This is a genomic window from Pseudomonas sp. Irchel s3h14, from assembly GCF_900187425.1.
Lineage (GTDB): Bacteria > Pseudomonadota > Gammaproteobacteria > Pseudomonadales > Pseudomonadaceae > Aquipseudomonas.
The window spans coordinates 1-15,334 of record NZ_FYDJ01000019.1 but is presented as its reverse complement, the minus strand read 5'-3'; the positions used below and the strand labels follow the sequence as shown (position 1 = coordinate 15,334).

The following is a 15,334-nucleotide window of genomic DNA, read 5'->3' as shown; positions in this document are numbered from 1 at the left end:
CACCCGCTGAGTATATTCACTTGTCTGGCGCCGGGTGCCGAGCCACAAGCCCGTCTGTCCGGGCGATTTCAACGCCGATGGAATTTTCTTCCGGGGGTGTCGCTCTGCTGATGTAGAGACGTGCTGATTGAGCCCCGCCAATGACCCGGATGTCCAATGCCTGCACGCTACACTTAAAGGGCTTGCCGCCGACGAGCAAATCCGGTTTTCGATAGGGAGCCCTTCATGAATCAGGAAGCACAGCTTAGCGCCGCCGATCTGGCCTTGTTGCAACTGGGGCGCCGCTTGCAGGCCGACGGTTACCGTTTCATCACGCCAACGCCGCTGACCCATCAGCGGGTCAATGATCGCGTCTTCGGGCAAAGCGCCCGGACCCTGCGCGAAGTATTTGGCTGGTCGCGGTGGTTTGAGCCCGGTCTGTTGTCGGTGGATGAGCAGCGGCAGTTGCAACAGGCAGGCGTCCTCGAGGAATGCAATGGTCGATTGAAAAGTCATGTGCGCTGGTCAAGCCTCGATGACCTGTTGTTCGTGCATTCGGGTTACCCCACTGATGCCGCTGATGCGGTGTTCTTCGGCCCCGACACTTATCGTTTTGCACAACTGATTCACGCTCATCTGCAACAGAGCTTCGCACCGATCAGGCGCGCCGTGGACATTGGTTGCGGGGCGGGTGTCGGAGCGATTGTGATTGCCCGCGCCCGCCATGAGGCCGAAGTGCTGGCCGTCGACATCAACCCGTTGGCGTTACGCATGACGGCGGTCAACGTCGCGCTCGCCGAGGTGGCCAATGTCAGCATCGAGGCCAGCGACGTGCTGCAGGACGTCGACGGCCACTTCGACTTGATCGTCGCCAATCCGCCCTACATGGCCGACCCGACCGAGCGCGCTTACCGGCATGGCGGCGGCGCGCTGGGGGCGCAATTGTCGTTGCGCATTGTCGAGCAAGCCCTGTATCGCTTGGCCCCCGGTGGCTCCCTGGTGCTGTACACCGGCGCGGCGATGATCGATGGTCTCGACCCGTTTCTGGATGCGGTGACTCCGTATCTGGAATCGCCGATGTTCGGCTGGACCTACCACGAACTCGACCCTGACGTGTTCGGTGAAGAACTGTTGACCCCTGGCTATCAGCGGGTGGAACGAATTGCCGTCGTCGCCCTGATTGTCACGCGTATCGGCCCAGGCATCGGAGGCACCGTTACGTCAGCCGGTGCGCCATGAGCAGGAGCCTGGACGATTACAATCGCATGCGCGATTTCTCGGCGACCTCGGAACCGGCCGCCGATAAACGTTCGGGCAAAAAAACTGCGAAAGACCATGCCTTGCAGTTCTGCATCCAGAAGCACGACGCCTCGCGCCTGCATTACGACTTTCGCCTGGAGCTCGATGGCGCGCTGAAAAGCTGGGCAGTGCCCAAAGGCCCGTCACTGGACCCCAAGGTCAAGCGCCTGGCGGTGCATGTCGAGGACCATCCGATGGATTACGCCACCTTCGAGGGCAGCATTCCCGAAGGGCACTACGGCGCCGGCGAGGTGATTGTCTGGGACCGTGGGGTATGGATTCCTCAGGGCGATCCGGCCGAGGCTTACGCCAAGGGCAAACTCAAATTCGAGCTAAAAGGCGAGAAGCTCGGCGGCCTGTGGAACCTGGTGCGCACGCACATGCCGGGCAAGCAGGAGCAATGGTTTCTGATCAAGCATCAGGACGGCGCGGCCAAACCCGAAAGCGATTACGACGTGGTCGCCGCCGAGCCCGACAGCGTGCTCAGTGACCGGACCATCGTTGCCAAAAAGGCGAAGACCGCTGCCAAACCAAAACCCGTCAAAAAAACCGCCACCCCGGCGCGCAAGGAAAAGTCGGCGCCATTGACGGGCGCCCGCAAAGCCAAATTGCCTGAGCTGCTCAAACCGGAACTGGCGACGCTGGTCGAAAAGGCCCCGGGCGGCGAGTGGAGCTATGAGATCAAGTTCGATGGCTATCGGATCATGGCGCGCATCGACCACGACGAAGTCAAACTCTTCACCCGCAACGGCCACGACTGGACCCACAAACTGCCCGGACAAGCCGAGGCGTTGGCGGCGCTAGGCCTCGAATCCGCCTGGCTCGACGGGGAAATGGTGGTCGCCGACGAGCAGGGCGTGCCGGACTTTCAGGCCTTGCAAAACGCCTTCGACTCGGGCCGCAGCGGCAACATCGTCTACTACCTGTTCGACATGCCTTACCTCAACGGCGTGGACCTGCGCGAGGTGCCGGTCGAGGAGCGAAGGGTGGCGCTGTCGACCGTGCTCAACTCCAACAAAGACCCGTTGCTGCGCTTCTCCGATGCCTTTAGCGAAGAACCGGAAGCGCTGCTCAACAGTGCCTGCCAAATGCAGATGGAAGGGCTGATCGGCAAGCGTCTGGGCTCGCCTTACGTGTCGCGGCGCAGCAGCGACTGGATCAAGCTCAAGTGCAAGCATCGGCAGGAATTTGTGGTCGTCGGTTTCACCGACCCGAAAGGCTCGCGCAATGCCTTCGGTGCGCTGCTGCTGGGATTGCATGACCGCGACAGCGGTGAGTTGCGTTACGCGGGCAAGGTCGGCACCGGGTTCAACGAGACGACGCTCAAGCGCATCTACGAGCAACTGAAACCGTTGCAGACCAAAAAGAGTTCAGTGGTCAACCCGCCGAGCGGGTTTGACGCCAAGGGTGTGCACTGGCTCAAGCCCACGTTGCTGGCTGAGGTCGCTTTTGCCGAAATGACCAAGGAAGGTTCAGTCCGACATGCGGTGTTCCATGGTCTGCGTGACGACAAACTGGCCGAAGACATTACCGAGGAGCGTCCGAAAGCCGTGAAGACTTCAGCCGCGAAAAAAATCACTGTCGAAAACCCTTCCACCGCTGTGAAAAAGAAAGCCGCGCCCGCGCCCTCACAAATCGGCCTGGGCGAGGGCAAGGTCCGCATCACTCACCCGGACCGGGTGATCGACGCCAGCAGCGGCACCACCAAAGTGCAACTGGCCGAGTACTACGCCAGCGTCACCGAATGGATTTTACCCGAACTCAAGGACCGGCCCGTGGCGCTGGTGCGCGCCCCGGACGGCATCGCCGGCGAACTGTTTTTCCAGAAGAACGCCGAGCGCCTGGCCATTCCGGAAATCACCACCCTGGACAAGGCACTCACCGGCCAACCGGTGATGATCATCAACAACGCCGAAGCGCTGATCGGCGCCGTGCAGATGAGTACCGTCGAGTTGCACACCTGGAACGCCACCTCGGACAACCTCGACAAACCCGACCGCTTCGTCCTCGACCTCGACCCGGACCCGGCGCTGCCCTGGAAAAGCATGGTCGAGGCGACCCAACTGACCCTGTCGGTACTCGATGAACTGGGGCTCAAGGCGTTCCTCAAGACCAGCGGCGGCAAAGGGATTCACCTGGTGGTACCGCTGACCCGCAAGCTGGGTTGGGATGAGGTGAAAGACTTCAGCCACGCGATCGTCAGCCACATGGCCAAGTTGCTGCCGGAGCGTTTTTCCGCTGTGTCAGGACCGAAGAACCGGGTAGGGCGGATCTTCATCGATTACCTGCGCAACGGCCTCGGCGCCACGACCATCTGTGCCTACGCCGTGCGCACCCGCGAAGGGTTGCCGGTGTCGGTGCCGATCTTTCGCGAAGAGGTGGGCGAGCTCAAGGGCGGCAATCAGTGGAACGTGCACACTGTGCATGAACGCCTGGCCGAGGTCGGTGATGAACCTTGGGCGGACCTGAAGAAAACCCGGCAGTCGATCACCGCCGAGATGCGGCGGCGGGTCGGGATGAAGAAGTAGCCATACACACCCTTGTAAGAGCACGGCTTGCCGGCGATAGCGCCCTTGAGAGCGCCATCGCCGGCAAGCCGTGCTCCTACAAAAAGCAATCGGACTATTTGATAAACGCCTGTAGGTCACTGGTCAGCTTGTCGATCGCCACTTTGAAATCCTTGGTGGTGATCTTCTGGCTCTCGTTCGACAGTTGGCTGCCAAATACCTTGCGCACCACTTTGGCCACAGTTTGATTGGTTCTTGCGTCGATGAACTCAGCCTCGATGAACAGGTTGGTGTCCTGATCCCGGTGACCGGTGGCGGCCTGTGTAGCTCCGACTACAGCCGCGATCGGCACCACTTCGTACCATTTCATGCCTTCGTTGGAGGCACTCACTCCGGTGATCGCCGCGCGCAGGATCAGGGGTTTTGAACCGGCCGGCGCTGATTTCGCGCTCGACACCACCCGATATCTCTGGCCCAGCACGCCTTTGGCCTTGCTGGTCATGTAGCTCTGCAACTCGTCCAGGGTTTGCTGGTTCACCCGCTCAGTGGGCTTGGGCGCCGGGTACAGCTCCAGCTTGTTGAAGGCCACGGTGTCATACGCATTCGGGTTCCATGACGGGCTCACCCAGCGCATGGCTTTCTCGCCACTGGTGGTCGTCACTTCTTCCAGGTTGTTGTAGTTGGACAGGAAACCGGAATACTGCTCGCGCTCGGTGACTTTCGAGGTGCAACCGCCGAGCAGCAGGCTGGCCAGCGCAGCGCCAATAAACAGTTTTCGGGACACGTTCATAGTGGTGTTTGCTCCATGGATTAAATCGTTTTTTTCAGTAGCAGGGCATCAGAAGCGCCAGGTCATGTTGCCGGTCAGGGCCTGAATCCAGGCATTGTCGAACTCGCCGGAGGTTCGAATACCCGACGTGGATTTGGTCTGGTCCACTGGCATATCGCCCAACCAGACCATGGCCCAGCTGACATTAATGTCCGTGATCTTGTTCAGAGCATAGGTGGCTCCGGCCGCAATGCGCCAGGATTCGCCCATGGGAACGGTAAAAGTTCGGTTTGCGTCCGAAACGGCGCTGCTGTCATACGCCACACCGACGTTCCACAGCAGTTGCGGTGTGGCCTGATACTGCGCGCCGAGCGCCAGTTGCCAGGTGTCTTTGAAATGGGCGTCGACCGTCGTCGATTGAGCGCCAAACGCGGTGGTGTCGACTTGCACCGCGATATCGCCAAGCTCTGACCAGTCCTGCCAGTTGACCGAGGCCAGCAAGGCCCATTGCGGGTCGAGTTGCTGGAACAGACTCAGTGTTGCCGTTTGCGGCACGGTCATGTCGAGCTGGGTGTTCAGGCCATCCAGGCGATCCAGAGCGGGCCCGTCGCCTTTGACGTCCAACCCGTCCTCGAACTCCAGATCGACCTTGCTGGTGTAGGCAAGGCCGATGCGCGTGCCGGGTTGCGGGGCATAGATCACCCCCACATTCGCGCCGAAACCCCAATCGTTGTCCTTGTATTTGAATTGGCCGTCGCTGCGGTCGGTGAAGCCGAAAGGCGAGCGGTCGATCGCGGTTTGGTCTTGCAGCATGCCATACATGGCTTTCACGCCGACGCCCACCGACCATTGCTCGTTGAAGCGGTAAGCCACGCTGGGCACGAAAGACAAACCGGCGAGACTGGCGTTTTGCGCGAAGTAGCGCCCGGACCATTCGTTGTCGTAATTGACCGCCAGGCCAAAGTCAGCGTACTGGCCGAAGCCAATGCTCCAGTGGTCGTCGAACTGATGGCTGACGAAGAAGCTGCCACCGGGAATCGGGTCGAGGGCGTTGCCACTGCCAGTGCCGTTGGTGTTTGAGTCGCGATCGAAGCTCAGGTCGCCGTAGAGAACCTGCAAACCACCGGTGATCTGTGTGCCGGGCAGATAACTCATGCCGGCCGGGTTACTGGCGATGGTCGAGGGGCCTTGAGCACGGGCGGCGGCACCGGCGTTGGCCAGGCCGGCGTTATCGGTGCCGATTTCATAGAGCATGATGCCGCCGGCGTAAGCGTGCTGACTGCACAGGGCACACAGGGTAATGGCGGGCAGGGCGGATGTTTTTATCTGCATGGGGTCACCTCAGCAAATGTCCGTCATGAACGCGGGTGGTGAACGCTGGCCACCCGCGAATTCAACTGCTTACTTGCCCATGGCCGCCCGGGCCGCTTCGATCTTGGCTTTGACGGCCTCGAGGTTGAAGCTCGCACCTTTTTGCATGGGCGGGAACTCAACCGCTGTTTCAGCCAGTTTGACCACCTGCTGCTGCACAAACACGAAGCGCCAGAACTGGAATTTGAACCACTCGAAATACTCCAGCGAGCCATTGGCCGCCATGTTTTCCGGCCATCCGGCGCGTTCGAACGGGTCGAGGCGCAGGTTGGTAAGCATCGGCACGTCCAGCGTGGTTTTTGCCCCTAGCCAGCCACCAGGCTGGTCAATGAAGCGGTACTTGAAGTCATCGATACGGATAGCGCCCAACGTGCTTTCGCCGAAGTAGAAGATCTCATGGCGATTCGATGGACCTTTGCCGGTAATCATCGGTGTCTGGTCATAGCCGTCCAGGTGCACTTTGTAAGTGGTATCGCCCAGTTGTTTGCCCTTGAGCAATTCTGCGGTGATGTTCGGGTTGCCCGCCGCCGCGACCAGGGTCGGGAACCAGTCCATGCCTGACATGATGCCGTTGGCCACCTGGTTAGCAGGTACCTTGCCCGGCCAGCGAATGATCGCCGGAGCCCGGAAACCACCCTCCATCACCGTGCCTTTACCCATGGCAAACGGCGTGGTGCCGCCATCCGGCCAGGTAAAGTTTTCAGCGCCGTTGTCCGTGGTGAAAATCACGATGGTGTTGTCATCCATGCCGTCTTTTTTCAGCTTGGCCATCACGTCGCCGACGATGTCGTCGATCTGCGCCATGCCGGCTTCCTGTTCCGACCAGCCGTTTTGCGCATTGCGCATGGCTTGGTACTTGTCGGAGAGGTGCGTGACGATGTGCATGCGGGTCGGGTTGAGCCACAGGAAGAACGGTTTGTTGTCCTGCTTGGCCTTGTCGATGAAGGTGAAGGCTTTGTCGCGAATTTCGTCGTCGACGGTTTTCATCCGCTCCGGATAGAGGGTGCCGGCGTCTTCGATTTTCTGTTTGCCGACCTTGCCCCAGCGCGGCATCACGGTCGTGTCGTCAGTCGTCGTGGCCCAGCTGTGAACCATGTTCCGTGGGCCGACGGTGGATAGAAGATTTTGCGGATAATTGGGGTGCGCCGGATCTTCCATGGCGTCCAGGTGATAGAGGTAGCCGAAGAACTCGTCGAAACCATGCACGGTCGGCAGGAATTCGTTCAAGTCGCCCAAGTGGTTCTTGCCGAACTGGCCGGTGGCGTAACCCATGGACTTGAGTGTGGTGGCGATGGTGACGGCTTCGGCGGGAATACCAATGGGAGAACCGGCCTGCCCGACAGTCGTCATCCCGGTACGGATCGGCAGTTCGCCGGTAATGAAGTTGGCGCGCCCAGCGGTACAACTGGCCTCGGCGTAGTAGTCGGTGAAACGCATGCCTTCGGCAGCGAGCTGGTCGAGGTTGGGTGTTCGACCGGCCATCATGCCCTGGTTGTAGACACCGATATTGGACCAGCCAATATCGTCGCCCATGATCACCACAATGTTGGGGGCTGTTTTGTCGGCGGCTTGAGTGATGACGGGGAGAACCATTGCAGACAGAAATAAGGGGACGGCGAACACCGAGGATAGCTTTGTCCGGTTCATATCGAGCTCCTGCGCACTAGCGTTGGTACTCTGAGACGAGCCCCCGGCCGCCCAGGAAATTTTGGATCCCCCGCGAAGAGCGTAGGTAAGAATTGTGAAATTTCCAGTAATTGGTTATTCGGCCGAAGGCCTTGTTTCATGGGCTTTACAGCTTGTCGTGGATTCGGATGATTGCTGACACTTCAACCAGACGAATTCCTCAAATCCGTGCCTGGACCGGCCATAGGGGATGTGTTGTTCGAAGTGCGGGAGGGCATGAGGCGGCGAGCCCGGCTCGCCGCCCCAACGACTATTGCTTGCCGACAGCGCCCGCCAGCAGCGGCGCTATCTGTTCATCGGTCAGTGCCGCCTTGACCTCCATGGTCATGAGGTCGCTCCATTCCAGCACCCACTTCTGAATGGCTGCCGGATCACTGGCCTCTGCCACGCCAAAACCGGATGCACCACCGACGGCGTGCCAGCGTCCCAGCATTTTGACGCCAGCGGGTGGAGCACCCCCGGTCTTGAGGAAACGCTCGATCGCGCTGTTACGATTTACCGAGCTGATAGACCAATTGACTATGAATAACATTTGCCACCTCCTGCTACGGATTGGCACCTGTTGCTCTTCGCGCACCTGGCGGGTGCCGGAACCACGGTCACGCTTGAGTGTCCAGCTTCATCCCTGACTGGCTTGAAAACATTGCTCCCATGAGAAGGCATAGCAGCAGGCCAGACTCTGCGTATGACCGCTGATCCTGTTTCGTTGCCTTTGTATCAGTCCGTGGATGACACCTGTTTCACCAACGAAACATCGGCAGTGGCCGTAGGGGAGAACGAAGGAATTGCCGCGCAGTCAGCCTGATCAGCATCCTGTGAAACCCATGATTGGGAAACGTCGACTTCACCGTTTTGATGAATTCCCGTGGCAGGCCGAATGTCACCGCGCCGAGGGTTACATCAATGACATCGGCTCGCCGGAAGGGCTCGACGCTCAGTGCATGGGCGGCACCATAGGGCCGTACTTTGTGGTGTTCCTGGATCAGTGCCGTGACTTCGCTGCTCAGGTGCGACAGTTGCCGGTCGGCGAGATAACCCTCAGCCAGGCGAACCGACGGTTCCAGGTAGTCGAGGGTCCGGTCGGTCCAGATGCCCAGATCATGAAAGGCCGCCGCGATCTGCACGGTTTCGGACGGCAGACCGGCGATGCCGCTGATCGCGATATAGAAGTTCAGCACCCGATAAATGTGATTGCGATAGCCCTGCAGATCAGAGCCGATCACCAGCGCGAATGACGTCAGTATGTCGTCCGTGACGGGGAATTCGAGGGCGATGTTCATGGGGTTGAGTTCACGCATCGCGCAACAGGTCGTTGGCGTTGAGCAGCGCGTAGGCAATCTCCGGGCGCTTCTCCAGTGCGCGACGAATCGCGGCCGGGATCGACTGACGGGTTTTGCGGCATAGCCCCGGTTGTTCGCCGACGTTGATACCGATACCGCGCATGGTGCGTACTTCGTTGAAGCTGGGGGCGATGTCCACGCGGATGCCCAACTGCTCATACATTCGCTGTTGCAGGCGCTCGAGGTCACTCAGGCTCTGGAGGTTTTCCAGGCGTTCGACCAGGCGCTTTTCTTCCGAACGGGTCAGAAACAGGATGCGCACGTCCGCCCCCGGTGTTTCCAGCAGCGGGTCACGACCGCAGTCGCAGGCGCCGGGCGGGCAGGGTTGGCGGATCGGAGGCGTGGTGGTCATGGGGTTCAATCATAGAGTGCTGCAATCGGGTTTGCCCATAGGGTTTTGAGCCCTTCTGGCGAACGGGTTACGCCGGGTCTAGGCTTAAGAGTCGTGCACAGGCCAAGGAGCGGGATCAATGAAAGCCAACGCAAGTGTTTTCTGCCTGTTGTTCACCCTTGCGCTGGCCCCGGGCGCTCGTGCCGAGGATCCGCCAACACCGGACGTCACCCCGACGATCAACCCGCAAGTGGTCGATAAACTCATCGATATGGGCAACCACCTGCGCGGCTTGCCGACGTTTCAGGTCGACGCCGAAGTGACCCGGGATATCGTTCTGGAGTCTGGCCAGAAGATCAAGACCGAGGCCTCTACTGTCTTGAAAGTGGTGGGTCACGATCGGATGTATGCCAAGACGGAAGGCGATATTCGAACGCGAGAGTTCTTCTACAACGGCAAGAAACTGACCCAGTATTCACCGTTTCTCAAGTACTACACCACCGTGGATGCACCGCCTGAAGTCTCCGATACGCTGCACTTGATAGAAAACCATTACGGGATTCAGGTGCCCATGGAGGACCTGTTTCTGTTTGGCAGCGATCAGGCGCAGATCGATGCGCTGAAAGAGGCGCTGTACGTCGGACCGTCGACGATCAAGGGGCAATTGTGTGATCACCTGGCCTTTCGGCAGGAGGGCGTTGACTGGCAGTTGTGGATCACCCGATCCGACAAGCCGCTGCCGTGCAAACTGGTGATCACTACCACCGATGAGCCGGGTTTTCCGGAATACAGCGCGGTGTATCGCTGGAACCTGAAGCCGGGCATCAAGGACTCGATCTTCACCTTCGCACCGCGTAAGGACGATGTGGCGATTCCTTTGAAGAAAGCCAGTGATCAGGGAGGGGAATGACATGAACAGGACGATGTCGTGGAGCCTGTTGTTATCGCTCGTAACCACCTCGGTACTGACGCTGAGCCTGGTCACTTATGTGGATGCCCGACCCCAGCGCGCCCAAGGGCACGCCAGGGCATCGGTCAATCGTGCGCCACCGCCCAGTGCCCAAAGGGCTCAGCGCGTCAACACCGGCAATACCGCGCAACGCGCTACCAACGTCAACGCGGGCAATCGGGCCAATGCCGGCAACACAGTCAATTCTGGTAATCGGGCCAATACCGGAAACACGGTCGGCAACCGAACCAACGTCAACAACAGCAACCGTAACGTCAACATCGACAACAGTCGCGACGTGGACATCGACGTAGACGGGAATGGCCGCTATGGCTACGACGATCACTACCATCCGATCGCCACGGCGGCGGCCGTCACCGCAACGGTCGCGGTGACAGCAGCGGTGGTCGGGTCGATCTTCACGCCTGCGCAATTGCCCTCCAGTTGCGTGCAAGTCATCCAGTACGGCACGGCTTACATGCAGTGCGGCTCAACCTGGTATCAACCGCAGTATCAGGGTAGCGATGTGACCTATGTCGTGGTTAATGCGCCTTGAGTCGGAGGGATCACGTTCCGACTGCTTGATTTTAGAGGAGACGCAACATGGAGCGATTCACGGGTGGTTGCCTGTGCGGCAACGTCCGAATTGAGGCGTCGGGACTCCCGTATCGGGTCGGCCTTTGTCATTGTCTCGACTGCCGCAAGCATCATGGGGCGCTTTTTCAAGCTTGCGCGATATTCCCTCAGAGTGCGGTGACGATCGAAGGCGAAACACGCGACTACGCCGGGCGGTTTTTCTGTCCCCGCTGCGGCTCGTCCGTTTTTGCGCGCACCGACGACGAAATCGAAGTGAACCTGGGATCCCTGGATGCCCCTGACCAACTGATGCCAACCTACGAAAGCTGGATCGTGCGTCGCGAGTCCTGGTTGCCGCCGTTTCCGCTCACTAGACGATACGAGCGCGACCGTGACGCCACCGGTCGCTTTGAGGAGTAGGTGCCGATGCTTGAACCGGGTCTGGAGCGCTGCATGAAAGTCGGCGTGATTTCCGATACCCATGGCTTGCTCCGCGCTGAAGCCCTTGCTGCACTGCAGGGTTGTGAACGGATTATTCACGCGGGCGACATCGGCAACCCCGAAATCCTCGATCAACTGGCATCAATAGCCCCGCTGCACGTGGTCCGCGGGAACAATGATCTGGACGCCCCTTGGGCAGAAAATCTCGCCGACTGCTTATGTTTCGACCTGAACGGATGGCAGACCTTGCTGGTACATGACAGTGCCGATGTCCCAGCCGTGCTTGATGCAGGCATAAGGCTGGTGATCACCGGCCACTCGCACAAGCCCCGCATAGAATGGCGCGGCGAACAGCTCTATCTCAATCCCGGCAGCGCGGGACGCCGGCGCTTCAAGCTGCCGGTGACGCTGGCTCTGCTTGAGGTGTTTGAGACCTCAATTGAGCCGCGCCTGGTCTCGCTGCTGGAATGACCTTTCCCTGGGTGCCGCTATATACTCGACAGCCCCTTCACCCCTCAAGCAAGAGACACCCATGGCAAACCACGACCTCACCTTTCTCCCCGATCCTGATCCAGAATCCATCTCCTCGGATGTCGCCGGTTTCGGCGGCCTGCTGGTCTCCACTCAGATCCCCACCCGCGCCGACGGCAGCCTGGAACTGGGCGACATCACCCTGCAAAGCGAATGCACCCTGCAGGCACTCAAGGTAGCGCTGGAGCACGCCGGCAGTTCCATGGACCGGGTTCTGCATCTGACCATCTACCTCACCGACATGTCCGACCGCGCCGCCTTCAACGAGGTCTACCAGCGCTTCTTCGCCAAGCCCTGGCCGGTTCGGGCCGCCGTTGGCGTGGCCTCCCTGGCGGTTGAAGGCATGCGCGTGGAAGTCACCGCGATGGTGGCCAAGGGCTGAGTCCGCGGGCTTGAAGGATGGCTTTTATTGGCCGTCTACGAGGCGAGGCAGCCCCAAGGGATTAACCTCGCGCAATGACTCAGGCAATAGCGCATCAGGAAAACCCTGGTAGGACACCGGGCGCAAAAAGCGTTCAATCGAGGTCATGCCAACCGAGGTGAAGCGGCTGTCCGACGTTGCCGGAAACGGTCCACCGTGGATGGTGGCGAAAGACACCTCCTGAGGATGCGCGAAGGCGTTGACAACGATTCGCCCGGTGCGCCGCTCCATTTCCCGCGTGCGAAGTAATGCATGTGCATGACCTTGCATTGGTCGTTTACACCCACAAAGCCTGTGGCCAACCCGCAGGGCTAGGGCCGCTTTGCGAACATTGCGGCGAACTCTTGCGCCGTGAAGAGCTGATCAGCGAGCCGAGCGCTGCCTACACAGAAGAGCGCAACTCACGGCGTGAGGCTTTCAAAGGGGGGCGAATCCAGCAGTAAGGAGGGAATCCACAGTGTTCGTTGCTCCCTGAACTTGTTGGTCCGCATGGTAGGACGAGCGCACCAGAGGACCGGACGCAACGTTCTTGAAGCCCATCCGCGTACCTTCCTCGGCGAACCAGGCGAACACGTCCGGGTGCACGAAACGCTGGACCGGCAAGTGGCTGCGAGACGGTTGCAGGTATTGGCCGAGGGTGAGCATGTCGACATCGTGCTCACGCATGCGCTGCATGACTTCGATGACTTCCTCGTCGGTCTCGCCAAGGCCCAGCATCAGGCCGGATTTGGTGGGTACACGCGGGACCATTAGCTTGAATTTCTGCAGCAGATCCAGTGACCACTCGAAATCCGAACCCGGCCGCGCGGCTTTGTACAGGCGCGGGACGGTCTCCAGATTATGGTTGAACACATCGGGTGGCTCAGTGGCGGTAATCGTCAGGGCGACGTCCATCCGGCCACGGTAATCCGGCACCAGGGTTTCCAGTTGCACGCCCGGCGACAGCTTGCGGATTTCGCGCAGGCAATCGACGAAATGCTGGGCGCCGCCGTCGCGCAAGTCGTCGCGGTCCACCGAGGTGATCACCACGTACTTCAGGCGCAGGTCGGCGATGGCCACGGCGAGGTTCATCGGCTCGTCGGCATCCAGCGGTTTTGGCCGGCCGTGGCCGACATCGCAGAACGGGCAACGGCGGGTACAGATGTCACCCATGATCATGAAGGTCGCCGTGCCACCGGAAAAACACTCGCCGAGGTTCGGGCAGGAGGCTTCTTCACAGACGCTGTGCAGCTTGTGTTTGCGCAGCAGCTGTTTGATCCGGTCGACCTCGGGGGAGATCGGAATGCGTACGCGAATCCAGTCGGGTTTGCGTGGGAACTCATCGGTCGGGATGATCTTCACCGGAATTCGCGCGACCTTTTCTGCACCGCGCAGTTTGACCCCGACTTGCATTTTTACCGGTGCTTTGCCGGTCGATTCCACCACTTCGCTCATGTCATTTTTCCTTTGGCGCGAGCGGGAGGGGTTGACCCTCCCGCTGCGGATCAGTCGCGGTAGACAGGGAAATCAGAGCACATCGCAGCAGCCTGGCTGGCGACGTGGGCCTCGACATCGGCATCGCCGAGGTGATCGAGAATGTCGCAGATCCAGCCCGCCAGCTCGATGCTCTGGGCTTCCTTGAAACCACGGCTGGTGATCGCCGGCGTGCCGATGCGCAGGCCGGAGGTCACGAATGGCGATTGCGGATCGTTCGGTACGGCGTTCTTGTTCACGGTGATACCGGCACGGCCGAGGGCTGCGTCGGCGTCTTTGCCGGTCAGGCCTTGACGAATCAGGCTGACCAGGAACAGGTGGTTGTCGGTACCGCCGGACACCACGTCGTAGCCACGGTCGATAAAGACTTTAGCCATCGCCTGGGCGTTGCGGATCACTTGCGCCTGATAGGCCTTGAACGCTGGTTCCAGCGCTTCTTTGAAGCACACCGCCTTGGCGGCGATCACGTGCATCAGCGGGCCACCCTGACCGCCGGGGAATACCGCGGAGTTGAGTTTTTTCTCCAGTTCCGGATTGGCCTTGGCCAGGATCAGGCCGCCGCGCGGACCGCGCAGGGTTTTGTGGGTTGTGGTGGTGACGACATCGGCAAAAGGAATTGGGTTCGGGTACAGACCGGTCGCCACCAGCCCGGCAACGTGGGCCATATCAACAAACAGGTAAGCGCCGACCTTGTCGGCAATCGCCCGGAAGCGCGGGAAGTCCAGGGTCTTCGAGTAAGCGGAGAAGCCGGCGATGATCATTTTCGGTTGGTGCTCGACGGCCAGGCGTTCGACTTCGTCGTAGTCGATCAGCCCGGTCGCAGTGTCGATGCCGTACTGAACGGCGTTATACAACTTGCCGGAAAAGCTGACTTTGGCGCCGTGGGTCAGGTGACCGCCGTGGGCCAGGCTCATGCCCAACACGGTGTCGCCGGCTTGCAGCAACGCCAGATAGACCGCTGCGTTGGCCTGGCTGCCGGAGTGCGGCTGGACGTTGGCATAATCGGCGCCGAACAGCTGTTTGGCGCGGTCGATGGCCAATTGTTCGACCACGTCGACGTGTTCACAACCGCCGTAGTAGCGCTTGCCCGGATAGCCTTCGGCGTACTTGTTGGTCAGGCCGCTGCCTTGCGCTTCCATCACCCGTTGGCTGGTGTAGTTTTCCGAAGCGATCAGCTCGATGTGGTGTTCTTGCCGTGCGTCTTCGGCGTTCATCGCCGCCAGCAGTTCGTCGTCGTAGCCTTTGATCTGGTCGTGCTTGCTGAACATGGTGGAGTCCTCTGTTGTTCTCTGGATGAGCTGACCTGTAGGAGCAAAGCTTGCTCGCGATGAACGATGACGCGGTTCATCAGGCGGACCGTGTAACGGCTATCGCGAGCAAGCTTTGCTCCTACAGGGGGTGTTGTTTTTAGGCGTCCTGGTAGTCGGCAATCGACGGGCAGGCGCAGATCAGGTTGCGATCACCAAACACGTTGTCGACCCGACCGACCGGCGGCCAGTATTTGGCGTCCATCAAGGTTTCGAGTGGGTAAACGGCTTGCTCACGGCTGTACGGATGCGTCCACTCGCCGACGATTTCCGCCGCGGTGTGCGGGGCGTTTTTCAGCGGGTTGTCGTCCTTGTCCAGGGTGCCGTTTTCCACTGCGCGGATTTCTTCGCGGA

16 protein-coding genes and 2 pseudogenes are annotated in these 15,334 nt (G+C 60.0%); 8 read left to right on the top strand and 10 right to left on the bottom strand.

The features are described from left to right. Nucleotides 1-225 precede the first annotated feature (225 nt). On the top strand, nucleotides 226-1,218 hold the full coding sequence (locus tag CKW16_RS25495; RefSeq protein ID WP_095131651.1) for a class I SAM-dependent methyltransferase: 993 nt from the start codon (nucleotides 226-228) through the stop codon (nucleotides 1,216-1,218). Next, the gene (gene ligD / locus CKW16_RS25490) at nucleotides 1,215-3,806 is read left to right on the top strand and encodes a DNA ligase D (RefSeq protein ID WP_095131649.1); all 2,592 of its coding nucleotides are present in this window, start codon (nucleotides 1,215-1,217) and stop codon (nucleotides 3,804-3,806) included. Before CKW16_RS25495 ends, ligD begins: the two co-directional genes overlap by 4 nt. A gap of 94 nt (nucleotides 3,807-3,900) precedes the next feature. On the opposite strand, the gene CKW16_RS25485 is transcribed toward ligD, so the two are convergent. The 6 genes from CKW16_RS25485 to CKW16_RS25460 all read right to left on the bottom strand — a co-directional run bounded on the left by CKW16_RS25485 (nucleotide 3,901) and on the right by CKW16_RS25460 (nucleotide 9,303). Next, the gene (locus CKW16_RS25485; RefSeq protein WP_095131647.1) at nucleotides 3,901-4,575 is read right to left on the bottom strand and encodes a DUF3313 domain-containing protein; all 675 of its coding nucleotides are present in this window, start codon (nucleotides 4,573-4,575) and stop codon (nucleotides 3,901-3,903) included. 48 nt (nucleotides 4,576-4,623) lie between these two features. Then, on the bottom strand, nucleotides 4,624-5,886 hold the full coding sequence (locus CKW16_RS25480) for an OmpP1/FadL family transporter (RefSeq protein WP_095131645.1): 1,263 nt from the start codon (nucleotides 5,884-5,886) through the stop codon (nucleotides 4,624-4,626). 69 nt (nucleotides 5,887-5,955) lie between these two features. Beyond that, complete coding sequence (locus CKW16_RS25475; RefSeq protein WP_095131643.1) at nucleotides 5,956-7,572, bottom strand: arylsulfatase; 1,617 nt, start codon at nucleotides 7,570-7,572, stop codon at nucleotides 5,956-5,958. A 289-nt stretch (nucleotides 7,573-7,861) separates the two neighbouring features. After that, entirely contained in the window at nucleotides 7,862-8,143 is a 282-nt protein-coding gene (locus CKW16_RS25470; RefSeq protein WP_095131641.1) for a DUF3303 domain-containing protein, read from the bottom strand. A gap of 208 nt (nucleotides 8,144-8,351) precedes the next feature. Continuing rightward, nucleotides 8,352-8,909: an HD domain-containing protein gene (locus CKW16_RS25465; protein WP_256580547.1), complete on the bottom strand. Its 558-nt coding sequence runs from the start codon at nucleotides 8,907-8,909 to the stop codon at nucleotides 8,352-8,354. Next, nucleotides 8,902-9,303 carry a hypothetical protein gene (locus tag CKW16_RS25460; RefSeq protein ID WP_095131639.1) on the bottom strand — a complete coding sequence of 134 codons (402 nt, stop codon included), beginning with the start codon at nucleotides 9,301-9,303 and terminating at the stop codon, nucleotides 8,902-8,904. Before CKW16_RS25460 ends, CKW16_RS25465 begins: the two co-directional genes overlap by 8 nt. A 118-nt stretch (nucleotides 9,304-9,421) precedes the next feature. On the opposite strand from CKW16_RS25460, the gene CKW16_RS25455 reads away from it, so the two are divergent. From CKW16_RS25455 to CKW16_RS25435, 5 genes are all read left to right on the top strand, one after another. Continuing rightward, complete coding sequence (locus tag CKW16_RS25455) at nucleotides 9,422-10,192, top strand: DUF2092 domain-containing protein (protein ID WP_095131637.1); 771 nt, start codon at nucleotides 9,422-9,424, stop codon at nucleotides 10,190-10,192. Nucleotide 10,193: 1 nt separating this feature from the next. Further along, entirely contained in the window at nucleotides 10,194-10,787 is a 594-nt protein-coding gene (locus tag CKW16_RS25450; RefSeq protein ID WP_095131635.1) for a hypothetical protein, read from the top strand. A gap of 47 nt (nucleotides 10,788-10,834) precedes the next feature. After that, on the top strand, nucleotides 10,835-11,227 hold the full coding sequence (locus tag CKW16_RS25445) for a GFA family protein (protein ID WP_095131633.1): 393 nt from the start codon (nucleotides 10,835-10,837) through the stop codon (nucleotides 11,225-11,227). Nucleotides 11,228-11,260: 33 nt separating this feature from the next. Then, nucleotides 11,261-11,719: a metallophosphoesterase family protein gene (locus CKW16_RS25440; protein ID WP_095131806.1), complete on the top strand. Its 459-nt coding sequence runs from the start codon at nucleotides 11,261-11,263 to the stop codon at nucleotides 11,717-11,719. 61 nt (nucleotides 11,720-11,780) lie between these two features. Next, nucleotides 11,781-12,161, top strand: a complete 381-nt coding sequence (locus CKW16_RS25435; protein WP_095131631.1) for a RidA family protein — start codon at nucleotides 11,781-11,783, stop codon at nucleotides 12,159-12,161. A gap of 24 nt (nucleotides 12,162-12,185) precedes the next feature. Here the strand turns inward: CKW16_RS25435 and CKW16_RS32735 are convergent. After that, nucleotides 12,186-12,431 (bottom strand): annotated as a pseudogene (locus CKW16_RS32735) (aldehyde dehydrogenase (NADP(+))); the annotation flags it as partial. Nucleotides 12,432-12,472: 41 nt separating this feature from the next. On the opposite strand from CKW16_RS32735, the pseudogene CKW16_RS32730 reads away from it, so the two are divergent. Further along, nucleotides 12,473-12,643 (top strand): annotated as a pseudogene (locus CKW16_RS32730) (transcriptional regulator); the annotation flags it as partial. Here the strand turns inward: CKW16_RS32730 and lipA are convergent. The 3 genes from lipA to CKW16_RS25410 form a co-directional block, all read right to left on the bottom strand. After that, a complete protein-coding gene (gene lipA / locus CKW16_RS25420) occupies nucleotides 12,618-13,634 on the bottom strand; it encodes a lipoyl synthase (protein ID WP_095131629.1) in 1,017 nt (338 codons plus the stop codon). The pseudogene CKW16_RS32730 and the gene lipA overlap by 26 nt on opposite strands. A 50-nt stretch (nucleotides 13,635-13,684) precedes the next feature. Further along, a complete protein-coding gene (glyA, locus tag CKW16_RS25415) occupies nucleotides 13,685-14,941 on the bottom strand; it encodes a serine hydroxymethyltransferase (RefSeq protein ID WP_095131627.1) in 1,257 nt (418 codons plus the stop codon). A 139-nt stretch (nucleotides 14,942-15,080) separates the two neighbouring features. Beyond that, nucleotides 15,081-15,334 (bottom strand): hypothetical protein (locus tag CKW16_RS25410; protein WP_141232775.1); only part of this gene is annotated, 254 nt, incomplete at its 5' end.